This is a genomic window from Pseudomonas sp. S2_C03, from assembly GCF_054668405.1.
The window spans coordinates 5,269,771-5,289,932 of the sequence record NZ_CP162766.1 but is presented as its reverse complement, the minus strand read 5'-3'; the positions used below and the strand labels follow the sequence as shown (position 1 = coordinate 5,289,932).

Annotated in this window: 12 protein-coding genes, 2 tRNA genes and 4 rRNA genes; 12 read left to right on the top strand and 6 right to left on the bottom strand. The window is 56.7% G+C overall.

Annotated elements, in window-relative coordinates; genetic code table 11:
- The first annotated feature begins 362 nt into the window (after window positions 1-362).
- From AB4N64_RS24310 to rrf (AB4N64_RS24285), 6 genes are all read left to right on the top strand, one after another.
- Window positions 363-1,899 (top strand): 16S ribosomal RNA (locus AB4N64_RS24310).
- A 125-nt stretch (window positions 1,900-2,024) separates the two neighbouring features.
- Window positions 2,025-2,101 (top strand) — tRNA-Ile (locus AB4N64_RS24305).
- Window positions 2,102-2,111: 10 nt separating this feature from the next.
- Window positions 2,112-2,187 (top strand) — tRNA-Ala (locus AB4N64_RS24300).
- A 237-nt stretch (window positions 2,188-2,424) separates the two neighbouring features.
- Window positions 2,425-5,318, top strand: a 23S ribosomal RNA gene (locus AB4N64_RS24295).
- 144 nt (window positions 5,319-5,462) lie between these two features.
- Window positions 5,463-5,578 (top strand): 5S ribosomal RNA (gene rrf, locus AB4N64_RS24290).
- Between the two features lie 105 nt (window positions 5,579-5,683).
- A 5S ribosomal RNA gene (gene rrf / locus AB4N64_RS24285) occupies window positions 5,684-5,799 on the top strand.
- The 16S, 23S and 5S rRNA genes sit together here with 2 tRNA genes alongside, the layout of an rRNA operon.
- Before the next feature lie 96 nt (window positions 5,800-5,895).
- Here rrf (AB4N64_RS24285) and AB4N64_RS24280 read toward each other — a convergent pair.
- From AB4N64_RS24280 to AB4N64_RS24260, 5 genes are all read right to left on the bottom strand, one after another.
- Window positions 5,896-6,363, bottom strand: coding sequence for an SRPBCC family protein (locus AB4N64_RS24280; protein ID WP_460119232.1), 468 nt, complete (start codon window positions 6,361-6,363; stop codon window positions 5,896-5,898).
- A 22-nt stretch (window positions 6,364-6,385) separates the two neighbouring features.
- Window positions 6,386-9,802, bottom strand: a complete 3,417-nt coding sequence (locus AB4N64_RS24275; RefSeq protein ID WP_460119231.1) for an amino acid adenylation domain-containing protein — start codon at window positions 9,800-9,802, stop codon at window positions 6,386-6,388.
- 13 nt (window positions 9,803-9,815) lie between these two features.
- A complete protein-coding gene (locus AB4N64_RS24270) occupies window positions 9,816-10,745 on the bottom strand; it encodes a diiron oxygenase (RefSeq protein ID WP_460119229.1) in 930 nt (309 codons plus the stop codon).
- A complete protein-coding gene (locus AB4N64_RS24265) occupies window positions 10,742-11,518 on the bottom strand; it encodes a DUF3050 domain-containing protein (RefSeq protein ID WP_460119227.1) in 777 nt (258 codons plus the stop codon). Before AB4N64_RS24265 ends, AB4N64_RS24270 begins: the two co-directional genes overlap by 4 nt.
- Before the next feature lie 645 nt (window positions 11,519-12,163).
- Window positions 12,164-12,868: a GntR family transcriptional regulator gene (locus tag AB4N64_RS24260; RefSeq protein WP_460119225.1), complete on the bottom strand. Its 705-nt coding sequence runs from the start codon at window positions 12,866-12,868 to the stop codon at window positions 12,164-12,166.
- Between the two features lie 196 nt (window positions 12,869-13,064).
- On the opposite strand from AB4N64_RS24260, the gene lapG reads away from it, so the two are divergent.
- Both lapG and lapD read left to right on the top strand, forming a co-directional pair.
- Complete coding sequence (lapG, locus tag AB4N64_RS24255) at window positions 13,065-13,757, top strand: cysteine protease LapG (RefSeq protein WP_460119224.1); 693 nt, start codon at window positions 13,065-13,067, stop codon at window positions 13,755-13,757.
- Between the two features lie 14 nt (window positions 13,758-13,771).
- The gene (lapD, locus tag AB4N64_RS24250; protein ID WP_460119222.1) at window positions 13,772-15,718 is read left to right on the top strand and encodes a cyclic di-GMP receptor LapD; all 1,947 of its coding nucleotides are present in this window, start codon (window positions 13,772-13,774) and stop codon (window positions 15,716-15,718) included.
- 42 nt (window positions 15,719-15,760) lie between these two features.
- Here the strand turns inward: lapD and AB4N64_RS24245 are convergent, their stop codons facing one another.
- Window positions 15,761-16,126: a tryptophan synthase subunit beta gene (locus tag AB4N64_RS24245; protein WP_460119220.1), complete on the bottom strand. Its 366-nt coding sequence runs from the start codon at window positions 16,124-16,126 to the stop codon at window positions 15,761-15,763.
- 231 nt (window positions 16,127-16,357) lie between these two features.
- Here AB4N64_RS24245 and AB4N64_RS24240 point away from each other — a divergent pair, with 231 nt between their 5' ends.
- The 4 genes from AB4N64_RS24240 to AB4N64_RS24225 all read left to right on the top strand — a co-directional run bounded on the left by AB4N64_RS24240 (window position 16,358) and on the right by AB4N64_RS24225 (window position 20,017).
- The gene (locus AB4N64_RS24240; RefSeq protein ID WP_460119219.1) at window positions 16,358-17,245 is read left to right on the top strand and encodes a TauD/TfdA dioxygenase family protein; all 888 of its coding nucleotides are present in this window, start codon (window positions 16,358-16,360) and stop codon (window positions 17,243-17,245) included.
- Between the two features lie 14 nt (window positions 17,246-17,259).
- Window positions 17,260-18,120 carry an ABC transporter ATP-binding protein gene (locus AB4N64_RS24235; protein ID WP_460119216.1) on the top strand — a complete coding sequence of 287 codons (861 nt, stop codon included), beginning with the start codon at window positions 17,260-17,262 and terminating at the stop codon, window positions 18,118-18,120.
- 21 nt (window positions 18,121-18,141) lie between these two features.
- A complete protein-coding gene (locus AB4N64_RS24230) occupies window positions 18,142-19,008 on the top strand; it encodes an ABC transporter permease (RefSeq protein ID WP_460119214.1) in 867 nt (288 codons plus the stop codon).
- A gap of 91 nt (window positions 19,009-19,099) precedes the next feature.
- Window positions 19,100-20,017 (top strand): LysR family transcriptional regulator, encoded by a 918-nt coding sequence (locus AB4N64_RS24225; RefSeq protein WP_460119212.1) that lies wholly within the window; start codon window positions 19,100-19,102, stop codon window positions 20,015-20,017.
- The last annotated feature ends 145 nt before the right edge of the window (window positions 20,018-20,162 follow it).

The following is a 20,162-nucleotide window of genomic DNA, read 5'->3' as shown; positions in this document are numbered from 1 at the left end:
TCTCGGTCGAAAGCGGTGAAAAAGAGGTGTTGACAGCAGCGTGTAACGCTGTAGAATTCGCCTCCCGCTGACGAGAGATCAGAAGCGCAAGTGGTTGAAGTTGCAGAGGAAACTTTGAAAACTTCTTAAAATAACCGCTTGACAGATACACCAGGCGCTGTAGAATGCGCGCCTCGGTTGAGACGAAAGCTCTTAACCAGCCGCTCTTTAACAACTGAATCAAGCAATTCGTGTGGGTGCTTGTGGAGTCAGACTGCTAGTCAACAGATTATCAGCATCACAAGTTACTCCGCGAGAAATCAAAGATGTAACCAACGATTGCTGAGCCAAGTTTAGGGTTTTCTCAAAACCCAAAGATGTTTGAACTGAAGAGTTTGATCATGGCTCAGATTGAACGCTGGCGGCAGGCCTAACACATGCAAGTCGAGCGGTAGAGAGAAGCTTGCTTCTCTTGAGAGCGGCGGACGGGTGAGTAATGCCTAGGAATCTGCCTGGTAGTGGGGGATAACGTCCGGAAACGGACGCTAATACCGCATACGTCCTACGGGAGAAAGCAGGGGACCTTCGGGCCTTGCGCTATCAGATGAGCCTAGGTCGGATTAGCTAGTTGGTGAGGTAATGGCTCACCAAGGCGACGATCCGTAACTGGTCTGAGAGGATGATCAGTCACACTGGAACTGAGACACGGTCCAGACTCCTACGGGAGGCAGCAGTGGGGAATATTGGACAATGGGCGAAAGCCTGATCCAGCCATGCCGCGTGTGTGAAGAAGGTCTTCGGATTGTAAAGCACTTTAAGTTGGGAGGAAGGGTTGTAGATTAATACTCTGCAATTTTGACGTTACCGACAGAATAAGCACCGGCTAACTCTGTGCCAGCAGCCGCGGTAATACAGAGGGTGCAAGCGTTAATCGGAATTACTGGGCGTAAAGCGCGCGTAGGTGGTTTGTTAAGTTGGATGTGAAAGCCCCGGGCTCAACCTGGGAACTGCATTCAAAACTGACAAGCTAGAGTATGGTAGAGGGTGGTGGAATTTCCTGTGTAGCGGTGAAATGCGTAGATATAGGAAGGAACACCAGTGGCGAAGGCGACCACCTGGACTGATACTGACACTGAGGTGCGAAAGCGTGGGGAGCAAACAGGATTAGATACCCTGGTAGTCCACGCCGTAAACGATGTCAACTAGCCGTTGGGGACCTTGAGTCTTTAGTGGCGCAGCTAACGCATTAAGTTGACCGCCTGGGGAGTACGGCCGCAAGGTTAAAACTCAAATGAATTGACGGGGGCCCGCACAAGCGGTGGAGCATGTGGTTTAATTCGAAGCAACGCGAAGAACCTTACCAGGCCTTGACATCCAATGAACTTTCCAGAGATGGATTGGTGCCTTCGGGAGCATTGAGACAGGTGCTGCATGGCTGTCGTCAGCTCGTGTCGTGAGATGTTGGGTTAAGTCCCGTAACGAGCGCAACCCTTGTCCTTAGTTACCAGCACGTTATGGTGGGCACTCTAAGGAGACTGCCGGTGACAAACCGGAGGAAGGTGGGGATGACGTCAAGTCATCATGGCCCTTACGGCCTGGGCTACACACGTGCTACAATGGTCGGTACAGAGGGTTGCCAAGCCGCGAGGTGGAGCTAATCCCACAAAACCGATCGTAGTCCGGATCGCAGTCTGCAACTCGACTGCGTGAAGTCGGAATCGCTAGTAATCGCGAATCAGAATGTCGCGGTGAATACGTTCCCGGGCCTTGTACACACCGCCCGTCACACCATGGGAGTGGGTTGCACCAGAAGTAGCTAGTCTAACCTTCGGGGGGACGGTTACCACGGTGTGATTCATGACTGGGGTGAAGTCGTAACAAGGTAGCCGTAGGGGAACCTGCGGCTGGATCACCTCCTTAATCGACGACTCAGCTGCTCCATGAGCTCCCACACGAATTGCTTGATTCATTGAAGAAGACGATTAGAAGCAGCTCCAAGCTTAAAGCTGCAAGCTTCAAGTTTGATTGCGCTAAGCATCAAAATTGGGTCTGTAGCTCAGTTGGTTAGAGCGCACCCCTGATAAGGGTGAGGTCGGCAGTTCGAATCTGCCCAGACCCACCAATTTTGTTATGGGGCCATAGCTCAGCTGGGAGAGCGCCTGCCTTGCACGCAGGAGGTCAGCGGTTCGATCCCGCTTGGCTCCACCATTAACTGCTTCTACTTGTTAGAGTTTAGAAATGAATATTCCGTTGTGAATATTGATTTCTAGTCTTTGATTAGATCGTTCTTTAAAAATTTGGGTATGTGATAGAAAGATAGACTGAACGTTACTTTCACTGGTAACGGATCAGGCTAAGGTAAAATTTGTGAGTGACTCTTAAGAGTTTTGCGAATTTTCGGCGAATGTCGTCTTCACAGTATAACCAGATTGCTTGGGGTTATATGGTCAAGTGAAGAAGCGCATACGGTGGATGCCTTGGCAGTCAGAGGCGATGAAAGACGTGGTAGCCTGCGAAAAGCTTCGGGGAGTCGGCAAACAGACTTTGATCCGGAGATGTCTGAATGGGGGAACCCAGCCATCATAAGATGGTTATCTTAAGCTGAATACATAGGCTTAAGAGGCGAACCAGGGGAACTGAAACATCTAAGTACCCTGAGGAAAAGAAATCAACCGAGATTCCCTTAGTAGTGGCGAGCGAACGGGGACTAGCCCTTAAGTGGCTTTGAGATTAGCGGAACGCTCTGGAAAGTGCGGCCATAGTGGGTGATAGCCCTGTACGCGAAAGTCTCTTAGTCATGAAATCGAGTAGGACGGAGCACGAGAAACTTTGTCTGAATATGGGGGGACCATCCTCCAAGGCTAAATACTACTGACTGACCGATAGTGAACTAGTACCGTGAGGGAAAGGCGAAAAGAACCCCGGAGAGGGGAGTGAAATAGATCCTGAAACCGTATGCGTACAAGCAGTGGGAGCAGACTTTGTTCTGTGACTGCGTACCTTTTGTATAATGGGTCAGCGACTTATATTCAGTGGCGAGCTTAACCGAATAGGGGAGGCGTAGCGAAAGCGAGTCTTAATAGGGCGTTTAGTCGCTGGGTATAGACCCGAAACCGGGCGATCTATCCATGGGCAGGTTGAAGGTTAGGTAACACTGACTGGAGGACCGAACCGACTACCGTTGAAAAGTTAGCGGATGACCTGTGGATCGGAGTGAAAGGCTAATCAAGCTCGGAGATAGCTGGTTCTCCTCGAAAGCTATTTAGGTAGCGCCTCATGTATCACTGTAGGGGGTAGAGCACTGTTTCGGCTAGGGGGTCATCCCGACTTACCAAACCGATGCAAACTCCGAATACCTACAAGTGCCGAGCATGGGAGACACACGGCGGGTGCTAACGTCCGTCGTGAAAAGGGAAACAACCCAGACCGTCAGCTAAGGTCCCAAAGTTATGGTTAAGTGGGAAACGATGTGGGAAGGCTTAGACAGCTAGGAGGTTGGCTTAGAAGCAGCCACCCTTTAAAGAAAGCGTAATAGCTCACTAGTCGAGTCGGCCTGCGCGGAAGATGTAACGGGGCTCAAACCATACACCGAAGCTACGGGTATCATCTTCGGATGATGCGGTAGAGGAGCGTTCTGTAAGCCTGTGAAGGTGAGTTGAGAAGCTTGCTGGAGGTATCAGAAGTGCGAATGCTGACATGAGTAACGACAATGGGTGTGAAAAACACCCACGCCGAAAGACCAAGGTTTCCTGCGCAACGTTAATCGACGCAGGGTTAGTCGGTCCCTAAGGCGAGGCTGAAAAGCGTAGTCGATGGAAAACAGGTTAATATTCCTGTACTTCTGGTTATTGCGATGGAGGGACGGAGAAGGCTAGGCCAGCTTGGCGTTGGTTGTCCAAGTTTAAGGTGGTAGGCTGGAATCTTAGGTAAATCCGGGATTCTAAGGCCGAGAGCTGATGACGAGTGTTCTTTTAGAACACGAAGTGGTTGATGCCATGCTTCCAAGAAAAGCTTCTAAGCTTCAGGTAACCAGGAACCGTACCCCAAACCGACACAGGTGGTTGGGTAGAGAATACCAAGGCGCTTGAGAGAACTCGGGTGAAGGAACTAGGCAAAATGGCACCGTAACTTCGGGAGAAGGTGCGCCGGTGAGGGTGAAGGACTTGCTCCGTAAGCCCATGCCGGTCGAAGATACCAGGCCGCTGCGACTGTTTATTAAAAACACAGCACTCTGCAAACACGAAAGTGGACGTATAGGGTGTGACGCCTGCCCGGTGCCGGAAGGTTAATTGATGGGGTTAGCTAACGCGAAGCTCTTGATCGAAGCCCCGGTAAACGGCGGCCGTAACTATAACGGTCCTAAGGTAGCGAAATTCCTTGTCGGGTAAGTTCCGACCTGCACGAATGGCGTAACGATGGCGGCGCTGTCTCCACCCGAGACTCAGTGAAATTGAAATCGCTGTGAAGATGCAGTGTATCCGCGGCTAGACGGAAAGACCCCGTGAACCTTTACTATAGCTTTGCACTGGACTTTGAATTTGCTTGTGTAGGATAGGTGGGAGGCTTTGAAGCGTGGACGCCAGTTCGCGTGGAGCCATCCTTGAAATACCACCCTGGCAACTTTGAGGTTCTAACTCAGGTCCGTTATCCGGATCGAGGACAGTGTATGGTGGGTAGTTTGACTGGGGCGGTCTCCTCCTAAAGAGTAACGGAGGAGTACGAAGGTGCGCTCAGACCGGTCGGAAATCGGTCGTAGAGTATAAAGGCAAAAGCGCGCTTGACTGCGAGACAGACACGTCGAGCAGGTACGAAAGTAGGTCTTAGTGATCCGGTGGTTCTGTATGGAAGGGCCATCGCTCAACGGATAAAAGGTACTCCGGGGATAACAGGCTGATACCGCCCAAGAGTTCATATCGACGGCGGTGTTTGGCACCTCGATGTCGGCTCATCACATCCTGGGGCTGAAGCCGGTCCCAAGGGTATGGCTGTTCGCCATTTAAAGTGGTACGCGAGCTGGGTTTAGAACGTCGTGAGACAGTTCGGTCCCTATCTGCCGTGGACGTTTGAGATTTGAGAGGGGCTGCTCCTAGTACGAGAGGACCGGAGTGGACGAACCTCTGGTGTTCCGGTTGTCACGCCAGTGGCATTGCCGGGTAGCTATGTTCGGGAAAGATAACCGCTGAAAGCATCTAAGCGGGAAACTTGCCTCAAGATGAGATCTCACTGGAACCTTGAGTTCCCTGAAGGGCCGTCGAAGACTACGACGTTGATAGGTTGGGTGTGTAAGCGCTGTGAGGCGTTGAGCTAACCAATACTAATTGCCCGTGAGGCTTGACCATATAACACCCAAGCAATTTGAGTCGAAAGGCCAGATTGCGGTGTTGTGAAGACGAAACGAACCGAAAGTTTGCGACTCACAAAGCCGAAAGCCATCACATACCCGATTCGCTGGAATGTCGAAAGACACGTCAGCTCAAGAATTTCTTGACGACCATAGAGCATTGGAACCACCTGATCCCATCCCGAACTCAGTAGTGAAACGATGCATCGCCGATGGTAGTGTGGGGTTTCCCCATGTGAGAGTAGGTCATCGTCAAGATTAAATTCCGAAACCCCAATTGCGAAAGCAGTTGGGGTTTTGTTTTAGTAGAAGTCACCAATTTTACTGGCACGCTACATTCGTAACGGACCGGTCACAGAATTTCTTGACGACCATAGAGCATTGGAACCACCTGATCCCATCCCGAACTCAGTAGTGAAACGATGCATCGCCGATGGTAGTGTGGGGTTTCCCCATGTGAGAGTAGGTCATCGTCAAGATTAAATTCCAAAACCCCTGTTTGCTAAGGCAAACAGGGGTTTTGTTTTTTCGGGGTCTGTAAACAGCGAAGGAAGCAGTAGTGCTGAAGCAGTGCCCTACACGAACCGCTTCAACACATTGCCCATCGCGTCATCGGCAAATCCCTGCACGAAATCCTTGAACCCAGGTAAAGCCTCCGCACCACCTTGTGCAGGCTCGGCCATGATGGTCCACGTGGCTCGGCACTGGTTTTCATCGAGCATCTCAACTGCCATTGCAGCCCATAATTTGCCCACGCCCAGCGTGTTGTAGATCATGGTCCAGGTCATGTACCGCTCCTGGTCATTGCGCGAGTTGAGTTGTTCGACCACCAGGTTGCCATCCTTGAAGAACTTCTTGCGCAGGGAAGAGACACCTTCTCCGGTCATTTCGATGTGGGACAGCGCCGGGATGAATCGGTCGAAGCCGGCAAAGTCGCCGACCAGCGCCCAGACAGATTCGGCCTGCGCCGGGACGTCCACAGACGACACAACGTGGCAGCCTTGAGGATTTTGGATCAGGGTATCGGGTTGCAGGGTTTTCATGGTTTTGCTCCGTTTGGATGAATCAGATGAAATTGATTTCCTTGAGGTAGTCGCAGCCTCGACGCAGCAGCGCTGGAGACTTTTCCGGGTAGTGAGTGCCCATCAGCCGTACGCCGTTCTGAGCGTTGTCATGGCTGATCATGGAGATGTCGCCAATGTCTTCTTCGAAGCCGTTGAGGTAGAAACCCAAGACGCCAAACAACGCGTTGTCGCTGTCGACCCGACCCAACTGCTGCTGCCAGTCGGGGATGCTGACCATGGAGAACTTCTGGCCGGCTTCACGAAAGGACGCGACGTAATCGTCCCAGCTCAGCGGTTCCGGGTTATGGAGGTTGAATACGGCTTTGTCCGCGCAATAGCGGGTGGCATGGAAGGCAATGAACCCGGCGAGAAAATCCACGGGCATCAGGTCGAAGTTCAGCGCTAGGTCCGGCACCTTGCCGAGCTGTATCGAGCCCTTGAGCATCAACATCAAACGATTCTTATGCGGTTGGCATACACCGGTGAGGCTGTTGAAGCTGATGTTGCCGGGCCGATACACATTCACCTGGACCCCACGCTCCCGCGCGCGCTCAAGAATGCGCTCGCCGACCCATTTCGACAGGTTGTAACCGTTCTTGATGTAGATCGGCGGCGTGCGCGCGGCAGGCAGTTCCAACACCCGGCCATCGTCAGTCATGGTGCTGGACGCCGAAAGGGTCGAGACAAAATTGAAGATCTTTTTACTGCGGCCCTCGCACAAGCGCAGACACTCGAAGATCGGTTCGACGTTGTCCCGCGCCAGAGAGCTGTAATCCAGTACGTGATTGACGTTGGCGGCGTTGTGGACCAGCACGCCGAACTCGCGGTCCAGGCGCTCGTAATCCTGCGGTGTCAGCCCCAGCGAGGGCTGCGTGATGTCTGCGGGGTACACCCGTACTCGGCTCACGTCCAGATGCGTCAGACGGTTTTCCCGCAACGACTGAATGAAGCGCTCCTGGGCAGATTGACCGTTGCCCTCGCGCACCAGACAAGCCACCTCGATGACGCCACAGGCCAGCAATGCCTCGACGATGTGCGCGCCTACAAAACTGTTGGCACCCGTTACGATCACCTTGCGCACATCGCCCATGCGGCTGGCAGGTAGGGGCTGAACTTGAAGTGGGCGAAAGGCATCGTCAAGCGCCTGTTCGCTCAGCACCTCTTCCGTGCCGGCACCGCGGACCAATGTCGCCAGTTTTGCGATAGTCGGCAGCTCGATGAACCGGTTGATCGAAATACTGCGTCCGAACGTCTCCCGCAGTCGCAGGAGCATGCGCGACAGCAGGATCGAGTGCCCCCCCAGATTGAAAAAGCTTTCATCGGTGCCGATGTCGCTGGCAGGCAACTGCAGCAACTCGGCCCAGATATCGAGCAGCACCGCTTCATCCGAGTTGGCCGGCAACCGCCGTGAGATGTTATCGCTCAGGCTGACAGGCACTTGCAGAAGTGCCTTGCGATCCACCTTTCCATTGCTCGCAAACGGCATGCTGGGCAATTCGGTCCAGGCACAAGGTTGCATGTAATCCGGCAATAACTGGCAAGCGTGGGCCATCAATGCTGTGCGGGCGATTCCGGGTAGCGTCTCCCGAGGTTGCGCGAGGAACGCGAGAATGCGCCGCTGGCTGTCGATCACCACTGCAACTTGGCGATACAGCTGACTGTCGCGCAGACAGCGTTCGATTTCTTCCGGTTCGACCCGAAAGCCGCGGATCTTCACCTGGTTGTCCAGGCGCCCGCACAGCTCGATGCCGGCTTCGGTCCACTTCGCCATGTCGCCCGTGCGGTAGGCGCGCAGGGTCTGCCCGTCTGGCAGGTTGAGGTTCAAATATCGTTCGGCGGTCTGCTGTGGATTGTTGAGGTAGCCGAGGCAAACGCCGGGTCCGACGATGTACAGTTCGCCAACGGTGTGTTCGGCCACCGGTTGCAAATCTTCATCGAGAATCAGTACCTGGCTGTTGGCGATCGGCGCGCCAAGGGTGCGATTGCTGTCGCCGCTGCGTAATTGCCTTGCGGTGATCAAGACCGTCGCTTCAGTCGGGCCATAGAGGTTATAGAGGCTGCCCTGACGCGTGAGCTGTTCGATGACACAGGGTTCGCACACGTCGCCCCCGGTCATCACGTGTTCGAGGCCCAAAAGTTGCTCCAGTGGCAGAATGCTCAGCAGCGCCGGAGGCAAAAAGGCATGGCTCAGTCGCTCGCGACGGATCAGCTCCACCAGTTGCAAAGGGTCGCGGCGTTGGTCATCCCCGGGGACTACCAGTCGGGCACCTTGCAGCAGGGTTGGGAAAATATCGATCAGCGAGGAGTCGAACCCCAACGATGAGAATTGCAGCACATGACAGTCTTCGGTCAGGTGCACATAGTCGGCGTACCACGCCGTGAAGTGCGCCAGGTTAGCCTGGCTGAGCGATACACCCTTGGGGTGACCGGTAGTGCCCGAAGTGTAGAGCGCCATGCAGGGTGCTTCGAGCGCGGGACGTCTGCGCATCAGCGGCTGATGGAGGACCACGTCGTCGAAGTCGATCGCACAGATGTCCATACTGGACATCTCATCGGCGAGTGGGTGATTGCCGTCATGCAACAGCAACACAGCACCGGCGTTTTCCAGGATGTATTGCTGACGTTGCAGCGGATGGCTCGGCTCCAACGGCAGATACACCGCACCGCTGCCCAGGATCGCCAGAATGCCCGCATACAGCGCGCTGCATTTCGGCAGGCAGATACCGACGACCCATGGCCCCTCATGCGCTGCGAGCAACGGCTCCAATTTCTGAGCGATGGCCCGGCTGTAAGCATGCAACTGACCATAAGTGAGCGTGGCGCCGGCGATGCACAGCGCCGGCCGGTGGGCTGACTCGATAAAACGCTGCTCCAGGCGTTCGATCATTGGGACTTGGGCGAGTTGCTGCAACCGCTTATCCGTAGTGGCATTGAGCCGATGGACGAAGGCGAGGCGCTCAAGAAACAGCAGGCCTTCCACTTGCTTGAACGGCGAGAGAGGAGCGGGTTCGGCATTGAGAAAAGAGTCCGCGTCTCGTGAGAAACGGCTGACCAACACTGCGACGTGTTCGACGATATTTGCCATGGCTCGCAGACGTAGCGCCTGGCCGTTGCCAGAAGGCTCTTCGGCTATCGGCATTCGTGTGAGCAGCGTCGACCCCAGCGTGCACAGCAGGTCCAGCGGTGGCAGCCCTGATGCACCCGCAGCGCCGACCCCCAGGCTCAGTGTCAACCGCAGTGCATCCACTGGGTGCGTGAATGTCAGGCTGGCATCATCGATGACCAGATCGACCGAGACCGGTGTTGGCTGATTCAGATCTTCAAGATGCGTCAGTGAATGGCCGTGTTGTTCAAGCTCCAGCGTCAGCTCGGTCAAGGCCGGACTGCGGCCAATGAGCAAAATATCGAGACGTCTCATGATGTGCTCCTCGTTAAGCCAGGTATTCGCTAAAGGCGGTCTGAACGCACGGTGAGTCGAGCAGCGAACTGCTTTGGAAAAACCGCACGATGTTGGCGACCAGCGGGTGATGGCGGTTGACCGGGTAGGCCAGTCCGCCGACTTCACTCTGGAGGGCATGGCGTGCGGTATCGCTGATCTGCAAGGCATCGATCAGGCGCAAGTCGAAGGATTTCTGGATGTCGTTGGTCAGGTAATGGCTGATGAACACCGGCAGGATTCGCGCGATGCATTGGCGGTCCGCTTCACTCGCCGTGTGCCAGTAGATGCGCACCAATTGTGCCCAGAAGCCGGAATGGCGACCCTCGTCCAGCAAGTGATCGGCCATCAGTCCCTTGATCGACTGCTTGACGCTGTCGTCCCTGGCGAATGCCGCGACATCGCCGGTGACGGTGTTCTCGGCTATGGCCACACAGATCAACTCCACGGCTGCGCGCAGAGGCTCGGGTGCCAGTGCGATCGCTGCTGGAATCGCCCGGCTCAGCTCGATTTCATCCGGCAACTCGATGGGAGCGATTCCCGTGAGTGCAATGGTCTGCTGCATGAAGTCCATCGCCACCAATGCGTGATAATCCTCATCAATCACCACGCTCATGGCGTCGTAACGGCAGGCAAACGGGAAGGGCACGGGGAAGCGATTCTTGGCAATGCTGCGTGCGGTTTTGTCGACGATCTCGGTTTCGAAAATCACCACATCGTTGATGAACTTATAGAGCGTCTGGACGAGGGCGAAATCCCGTTGTTCCGGGCATTCGCTCCCGAAGGTCTCGCTCAGCACCAGCGGCTGGCGGCTGAGCGGGTAGATCAGCCTGTCGTCGTTCTCCAGCATGCGGCGCGGGCGGGTGCGAATGGTCGCGCGGCTTTCCCAGGTGTCGGCAAAGGATTGGTAGTCGGCGGCGTTCATGCGTTCACCTGCGCCAGGGGTTCGTTCATGCTTTGGCGCAGCCCGTCCCATAACGCTATGCGGCTTTCCACGGCGGCCAGGCCGCTGGCATACACGTCTTCTTCGCGTTTTGGGTCGCCATCGACCAGCCGAGCCAACAATTGTTGCGCAGCGGGGCCGTGATCTTCGGAATCGACTTCGATATGCCGTTGCAGGTAGTAACGGAAGGTCGGCGCCTGATCCATGCCGATGCCCCAATCATCGAGAATGCGTTGGAACATCTGCGGGATCACGCTTTCGCGTCCATGCAGAAAAGCGGCCGCCACGCTGTGGGCGGGCGCGTGCAGGGCAGTGCGCAAGGTTTGGCGCACGAACTGCGCGACAGCCGGGTCGACCTCTACGCTGCGCAACGCCACGTCATAACTCACGCCTTGCCGTTGCAGCGCCACGAAACGTTCTACGGTAAAAGTGCTGGCACCGACTTCGCGCATGGCATCGACGTACAACTCGAAATGGCTGCAGTGGCCCTGGATGGGACGATCGTCGGATTCTTCACCAAGCACGATTTCATTGATCAGTCGCGCGGCACGGGGATCCGATGGCGGCAGCCATGGCAACTGGACGCACGTCAGTTCCTGTTGCATGCGTTTGGTCAGCGACATGAAATCCCAGACTGCAAACACATGGGATTCCATGAAACGTTGAAGTACCGAAAGGGAATGTATTTCAGAAAATATGGGGTGCGAACTTAATTCTGCCTTTTTCTGATCAAGACGATCTTTAATCGATTTCATGACGAGCCTATAGGTCGATAATTTGAAAGAGGTGTACTGGGGTTACAACTTAAATGAAGTTTCCTTTTGGCGAGCGAGTGCTGCTGGCGTTGAGCGGTCAGTGATGTACACGACACGGTGTTAGCGCCTTCGAGCCATGATTCAGGGTGGCACATAAAAAATTAATACACGAACAAAGTGTTGGGCAAGTTATTTTTATACTATTTTAAAGTTCAGCTTTTTAATGCGCGACAGGCCCCGATAAAACTTTTTATCAGGTTTTATTGGGGCGAAGTTGCTCCTTCCGACTTATATAAGTAGAAATGGAAATAAAGAGTGAATGCCTCACTCGAGCAACTTTCTAAGAGGGATCATTAGTGTGATTTGAGGAGTGGAAGATGGCCGAATGCCAATCCTTCCTTTTCCCGTGGCAAGACTCCTTCCGTAGGTTCTTGATGGGGTGGCGGCGCCGATCACGCAGCGCTTCGCCGATTTGTTATTGGTTGGCAATCCAAGAGTGAGCGTAAATCAAGGCAGCCGCTATCACCGACGTGTCCTGTCGTCAGAGAAGGGATGGAACCCGCGGGAGGAAGGGACGTACGCGCTCGCGGCAGACACCTCGAGCAGGAACGCCTGCTCGATCAGGGCTGACACAACGCTTTGTATCTAGGCTTTTCTGTTTTTGGCTTCGGGGCTTTCGAGGTAACGGGTGATGGCCTCTACGCCCCGATTGAGGTGGTTTTCCAGCAACTGCACGGTGTGCTCGATGTTGCGCGCTTGTGCCGATTGCAGCAACGCGCGGTGATCATCCTGGGACAGCTTGCCCAGGCCCATGGCTTCCAGGTTGAAGCGCAGGAAACGTTCTTCTTCGTTCAGACCCTCTTCGATCAGCTTCAACAAACGCTGGTTAGGTGCCCGGCTATAGAGTGCCATGTGAAACAAGCGGTTGAGCCGACCGATTTCGGCGTAGTCGTGCTCGGTTTCCAGCTCGTCGATACAGCGGGCCGCCAGTTCGAGATCCTCGGGTGTGAGCAACGGGATTGAAAGCCGCAGCGCCTCACACTCCAGCAGTATGCGCAGCGCATAGGTTTCGGCGGCATCACCCTGGACCAGGGGCGCCACGACCGCGCCTTTATGGGCGATGACATTGAGCAACGCCTGGGCTTCGAGCTGGCGCAGTGCTTCGCGCACGGGCATGCGGCTGACCCCGAACAGGTCGGCCAGATCCTGCTGACGAAGAGCGGCGCCGCACGGGATTCGACCGTCGAGAATGGCGGCGCGCAAGGTTTGCTCAATGACGGAACGGGCCTCGTGGGCGGGAATCGGGCCGTTGACCTTGATACTGCCCAAAGGGTTCGGTTTTTGTGTCACTACAACGCACCCTGAATGCTGAAAAATTGGATCCAAATTGACACTAGTGACTGCCTCAAAGGTTGTCAAACCCGCTATTCAAACATCTTGTACACGCAAGCTTAGCGCGGCTGCGCGATCTCACCGTGCCATTGCTGCTGTAAACGGCTAACCTTCACCACCAACCGACTCCACCTGCCTACATGGATGCCTCGCATTGGCGGTACGTTTCGCGATCCCTCGGACTGTGCGCTGGCTATGCGGCGCGTTGTTGCTGGCCGGCATCTTGCCGTTTGGCCTGCATGCCGATTGGGATTTTTCCCTGATCAGCCGTCGGGCGCAGGCATTGTACGGACCTTTGGGCGAAGGTCAGCAACGAATCGATGCCTGGCAGAATCTGCTGGCTACGCAAAAGCAGGTCAGCGAGCTGGAGAAGCTCAAGGTGGTCAACCAGTTCTTCAATCGGCAAATGCGCTATCAGGAAGACATCGACCTCTGGCACACGGTCGATTACTGGGAGACGCCGATCGAAGCCTTGTGGAAGGGCGCCGGAGATTGCGAAGACTATGCGATCGCCAAATATTTCAGTCTGCGCCATCTCGGCGTTCCCAGCGACAAACTGCGCATCACTTACGTCAAGGCGCTGAGCCTGAATCGCGCGCACATGGTGCTGACGTACTACGCCAGCCCCGATGCGGTGCCACTGGTGCTCGACAGCCTGATCGAGGCAATCAAACCCGCCAGCCAACGAACCGACCTGCTGCCTGTCTACGCTTTTAATGCCGAGGGCGTGTGGCTGCCGGGTGCCAAGGGCAATAAACGAGTCAGCGATACCAAACGCCTGTCCCGCTGGCAGGACGTTCTGAAAAAAATGCAGGCCGAAGGATTTCCGGTCGAGTCGACTAACTAGGAGCACGCTCTCAGATGTCTTTGTTCAAACAGCTGTTGATCGCAATCTGTCTGTTCCTCGTGGTCGCCTTCACCGGCAGCTTCATGGTCAGCCTTGAAAGCTCGCGTACCCAGTACGTCAACCAGCTGCGCTCACATGCGCAGGACGCCGCGACAGCGCTGGCGCTGTCGTTGACGCCGAACATCGATGACCCGGCGATGGTCGAGCTGCTGGTCAGTTCGATTTTCGACAGTGGGTATTACGCCAGCATCCGCGTGGTCGATCTGTCGAACGACAAGACGCTGGTCGAACGCAACGGCATTCCTTCGGTGAACAACGTGCCGGACTGGTTCGTCAAGCTGATCGGCCTGGAACCGGCCGGTGGGGATGCGATTGTCAGTCGTGGCTGGGAGCAGGCGGCGCGGGTCGAGGTGGTCAGCCACCCGATGTTCGCTATCGCCAAGTTGTGGCAGAGCGCGCTCGGCAGCCTCGGCTGGCTGCTGCTCTGCGGCGCGGTCAGTGCGGCACTGGGTGCGTTGCTGCTGCGCCGGCAATTGAAGCCGCTGGACTACATGGTTCAGCAATCCCATGCCATCGCCCGCCGGGAATTCCTCAGCCTGCCCGATCTGCCGCGCACCCCGGAATTGCGTCGGGTGGTCCAGGCCATGAACCAGATGGTTGAAAAGCTCAAGGCGTTGTTTCAGGAGCAGGCCGAACGCAGTGAAAAACTGCGCGACGAGTCTTATCGGGATTCGTTGACCGGGTTGGCTAACCGACGGTATTTCGAGATGCAGCTGAATGCGGCGGTGAGCAATCCCGAATCGGCCAGTTCGGGTTACCTGATGCTTTTACGGGTCAAGGATCTTGCCGGGTTGAATCAGCGCCTCGGGGGCCAGCATACCGATGAGCTGCTCAAGGCGGTCGGCCTGCAGCTATCCCGTGAATGCGCCAGGCATCCCGAGACGTTGAACCTGGTGACGCGGGTTCGCGGTGGCGAATTTGCCGTGCTGGCGCCGGGGCTGATGCATGCCGAAGCGCTGCAACTGGCGCAACACCTGGACCTGGCCCTGACCAGTTTGCATGCGACGGGCGCCACCGATGTGGCAGCAGTGGCCTACATTGGCCTGGCGCCGTTCAAATTTGGCGATGCACCTCAGGCGGTACTTGGCCTTGCCGACCAGGCCCTGGCCCAGGCAGAAGGCCAGGGTGATTCGAGATGGGTGTGCCTGGATCACAGCGCACCTTCTACCCTCGCCGACGATCATCACAGCTGGCACCGTTTGCTCGATCAGGCGCTGAACCAGCGTCGGTTCGAGTTGTATTTCCAACCCGTGGTGGCCAGCCAGGACACGACGTTGGTGCTGCATTACAAAGTGCTGTCGCGGCTGATCGACGATCAGGGCGAGGCGATTCCCGCTGGTCGGTTCTTGCCGTGGCTCGAGCGTTTCGGCTGGGCCGCGCGGCTGGATCGCCTGATGTTGGAACAGGTGCTTGAGCACATGCCAGGCCATCAGGCGTCACTGGCGCTGAACCTGTCGTCGGCGACGCTGACCCATCCGCAGGCGCTGGGGAAAGTCTTCGACATCCTGCGCGCCCATTCCAACCTCGGTCCAAGGCTGATCCTGGAAATCGGCGAAGAACAATTGCCAGAACAGGCCAAGCTGGAAGACCTGATGCGACGCCTGCGCGAGATTGGTTTCTCACTGGGCCTGCAACACTTCGGCGGGCGCTTCAGCATGATCGGCAACCTGGCCCGCCTGGGGCTGGCGTATCTGAAAATCGATGGCGTGTACATCCGCGCCATCGATCACGAGAGTGACAAGCGCTTGTTTATCGAGGCGATCCAGCGCGCGGCACACAGCATCGACCTGCCGTTGATTGCCGAGCGGGTTGAGACCGAAGGGGAGCTGGCGGTGATTCGCGAGATGGATATTTTTGGTGTGCAGGGGCAGTTGGTTGGGGAGCCAAAGCCCTGGGAGTGATTCCGCAAAGGCTTTGCCCTCCTCAAGGACAAAAATCCGAAGCTAGATCAGCCCCAGATCATCCTCATCCACAAGATGAGCCAAACCGCCCAGCGCTTCCCGCGCCTGGTAGCGATCTGACAGCTTGGTTTGCGCGGCGGCTGGAAGGTCGGTGACGCGGATGACGCCCTTCTCGATCAGCACTTGGATCAGGTCGTCGATGACCCGGATCATGTCCAGGTCGCTCTGTTTCAATTGCTTGAGCTGTTTGATCTGCTGCGATTGTTTCTGGCTGGTGGCCATCAACTTGCTGGCAAACCATTCCTGCAGGTCGGGGTGATCGGCCGGCAGGGTTTCGGTGGATTCGGCGTACGCTTGGGCTTCGACGCGCATCAATTGGCCGGCTGTGTCGCGTTGCACGTAGAACATTGAGCATCCCTCACACGTTGAGCAGCGTCATCCTGTCAGCAGCATAGGCGAAATAAGCCATATGGTTATTCGCTAACGGTATTTAAATTAAGCTTCTTATATCTATAAAGTCATCCCCCTGCGTACCTGCCGACCAATCGGCGCGCCGCACGACACGAACCAACACGGGACCTCCGTGAGTTTCTGATCGACGTGCGCGCCTTTGAGCGTGCCGTGCGTGGGAGTAATTTTATGTCCGCCGTTTGCGAAACACGCAATATCGCACCGCAAGCCTTCGAGATCCGCCCGTTCAACGGCGTCGTGGGTGCCGAAATTGTCGGCCTCGACCTGTCCCTCCCGGTCAACGACCAGGACTTTGCTCGCATCCATCGCGCACACCTGGAACATCATGTCGTGGTCTTCCGCGACCAGCGCATTACCCCAGAACAACAGATCGCCTTCAGCCGCCGTTTCGGCGTGTTGCAGATCCACGTACTCAAACAATTCCTGCTGACCGGGCACCCGGAAATCCTCATCGTTTCCAACATCATCGAAAACGGCCAGTCCATCGGCCTGGGTGACGCCGGCAAATTCTGGCACTCGGATCTTTCCTACAAGGAACTGCCCAGCCTGGGTTCGATGCTGCATGCTCAGGAGTTGCCCTCCGAAGGCGGCGACACCCTGTTCGCCGACATGCATAAAGCCTGGGACAACCTGCCCGACGCGTTGCGCAAGGCCGTCGAAGGACGCTCGGCGGCGCATTCCTACACGGCACGCTACAGCGAGACCAAGTTCGAGGGCAATTGGCGCCCGACCCTGACGCCGGAGCAACTGGCCCAGGTCGCCGAAGTCGTTCATCCGATCGTGCGCACGCACCCGGAAAACGGGCGTAAGGCGTTGTTCGTCAGCGAGGGTTTCACCACCCGTATCGTCGGTTTGCCTGAGGACGAGAGCAAGCACCTGCTCGATGAGCTTTATGCCCACAGCGTGTTACCGCACAACATCTACCGCCACCAATGGCAGCCCCACGACCTGGTGTTCTGGGACAACCGCTCATTGATCCATCTCGCCACAGGTTGCCCAAGCCATCTGCGCCGCAAGCTGTATCGCACCACCATCCAGGGCACCAAGCCGTTTTAAGGGAGCTGATCGACATGAACGCCCCATTGCCAGGCCACACGGTCAGCAACCCGAACGCCACAGCCCAGGCGCTGTTGTCGGTCGATAACGTCAGCCTCGAGTACCGCACGCCCCAACGGGTGGTTCGAGCGACCCATCAAGTCAGTTTCGAGATCGATCCGGCGGACCGTTTTGTCCTGCTGGGGCCATCCGGATGCGGTAAATCGACCTTGCTCAAGGCTGCAGCCGGATTCATCCAGCCGGTCGAGGGTGAAATCCGTCTGCAAGGCCAGCGCGTCGATGCGCCGGGGCCGGACCGGATCGTCGTATTTCAGGAATTCGATCAGCTGCCGCCGTGGAAAACCGTCAAACAGAACGTGATGTTCCCGTTGCTGGCGTCGAAAACCCTCAAGCGCAAGGAAGCCGAAGCCCGAGCGCTGCATTATCTGGAGAAGGTCGGGTTGGCGGCATTCGCCGATGCCTATCCGCACACCCTCTCGGGCGGCATGAAGGCGCGCGTGGCCATTGCCCGGGCCTTGGCCATGCAGCCAAAAATCCTGCTGATGGACGAACCCTTCGCCGCGCTCGATGCGCTGACTCGGCGCAAGATGCAGGAAGAATTGCTGCTGCTCTGGGAAGAGGTGCGGTTCACGTTGCTGTTCGTCACGCACTCCATCGAAGAAGCATTGGTGGTGGGCAATCGCATCCTGTTGCTGTCACCGCATCCGGGGCGCGTGCGGGCGGAAGTCCACAGCCATCAATACGATCTGCACAGCCTGGGTGGCGCGGGGTTTCAGGAATCGGCGCGGCGCATTCATCGGCTGTTGTTCGATGAAGGCCCGTCAGAGCAAACCGAACGCGAACTGGATTTCACCGATATCCGCATCGCTTATTGAGCCAGTTGAGAGGAGGGCCCGATGAGCCATTTATCATCCCCGCGTGAAGAATTCGAAAATGTTCTGCCGCCACTTGCCAACGTGCCGCTGGAGCGTGAACTGCCGCTGGGCCAGCGCCTGTGGCAACAGGGCTGGATTCGCAAAGGCCTGATCCTGATTCTGTTGGCGGTGCTGTGGGAAGCCATCGCCCGTTACCAGAACAACGACCTGCTGCTGCCCAGCTTCGTGCAGACCGCCCAGGCGCTGTATGGCGGGCTGGCCAGTGGCGAATTGCTCGGTAAGGTGTGGATTTCCCTGGTGGTGTTGGTCAAGGGCTACCTGATCGGCATCGTTCTGGCGTTTGCCCTGACCACCCTGGCGGTGTCGACCCAGTTGGGCCGTGACCTGCTGAGCACGCTGACCTCGATGTTCAACCCGTTGCCGGCCATTGCCTTGTTGCCGCTGGCGCTGTTGTGGTTCGGGCTGGGTCAGAACAGCTTGATATTCGTGCTGGTGCATTCGGTGTTGTGGGCTCTGGCGTTGAACACCTACGCCGGCTTCCTCGGTGTTTCGGAAACCCTGCGCATGGCGGGCCGCAACTATGGCCTCAAGGGCATGCGTTTTGTGTTGTTCATTCTGATCCCGGCCGCGCTGCCATCGATCCTCGCTGGGTTGAAAATCGGTTGGGCGTTCGCCTGGCGCACCTTGATTGCGGCGGAACTGGTGTTTGGCGCCACCAGTGGCAAAGGTGGACTGGGCTGGTACATCTTCCAGAATCGCAATGAGTTATACACCGACAAGGTGTTCGCCGGGTTGGCGGTGGTGATCCTGATTGGGTTGCTGGTTGAAAATCTGGTGTTCGATTCGCTGGAGCGGGTGACGGTGAAGCGGTGGGGGATGCAGCGGTAGGTGTTGCCTGCTCGCGATGGGCCGGTGCAATCACCACCCGTTTTGCTAGCATTGCGCTCAAATCAATCCCCATTGCCAATGAGTGCTCAGCATGCAACTCCCGGACATCAACCTTTTGGTCGCCCTCGACGCCCTGCTCGACGAAGGTAGCGTGGTGGGCGCGGCGCGGCGGATGAACCTCAGCCCGGCCGCCATGAGTCGCACGTTGACGCGCATTCGCGAGGCGATTGGCGATCCGATTCTGGTGCGCGCCGGTCGTGGCCTGGTGCCGACACCCAAGGCGCTGGAGTTGCGTGAACAGGTGCGCGATGTGGTGGAGCAGGCGGCCAGGCTATTTCACTCGGCGCGAGTGGTGGACCTGGGCAGCTTGCGCCGGCGCTTCAGCATCCGTGCGAACGACTTTTTTGTCGGGGTTTACGGCGGCAAGCTGTCCGACACCCTTGAGCGTCAGGCGCCGCATTGCGAGCTGCGTTTCGTCCCGGAAGGTGATGGCGATGATGAGGCGTTACGCGAAGGGCGTATCGACCTGAACGTCAGCAACAACCGTCCGCTGATGCCGGAAGTGAAGGTGCAAAATCTGTTTTCCACACAGTTTGTCGGCCTGGTGCGCGAGGATCACCCGCTGCTGGACGAGGAGATCACGCCCGAGCGTTTTGCCACCTTTTCCCACATCAGCGTGTCCCGGCGCGGCATCGCTCGCGGACCCATCGATACGGCGTTGAATGCCCTTGGCCTGGATCGCCGGGTCGCGGTGATCGCCCCGAGTTTCCATGCGGCGATGTTCGCATTGCCCGATTCCGACCTCATTCTGCCAGTGCCCCGCGAAACGTTGCTGAGCGTGCGCCGCCTGGGCTTGAAATTGCGTTCGTTCACCCTCCCGGTCCCGCTGCCAACCCTCATGCTGACGCAAGCCTGGCACCCGCGATTCGACAATGACCCGGCACACCGCTGGCTACGCGAAACGGTAAAAGCCTGCTGCGAGGAAACGTGGTTGGCCGCCCAAGGTTGATGACTGCAATGGTCGTTAACACCTATGGATGGTGTTGCGTCTGACACTGAGGTGTCAGGCTGTGCGCCTCGGAGTGCGACACAACATCGTTGTGTCTGGTGCACTTATACATTGCCGATAAGTCAGTTTTCGTCAGTGGTGGGCG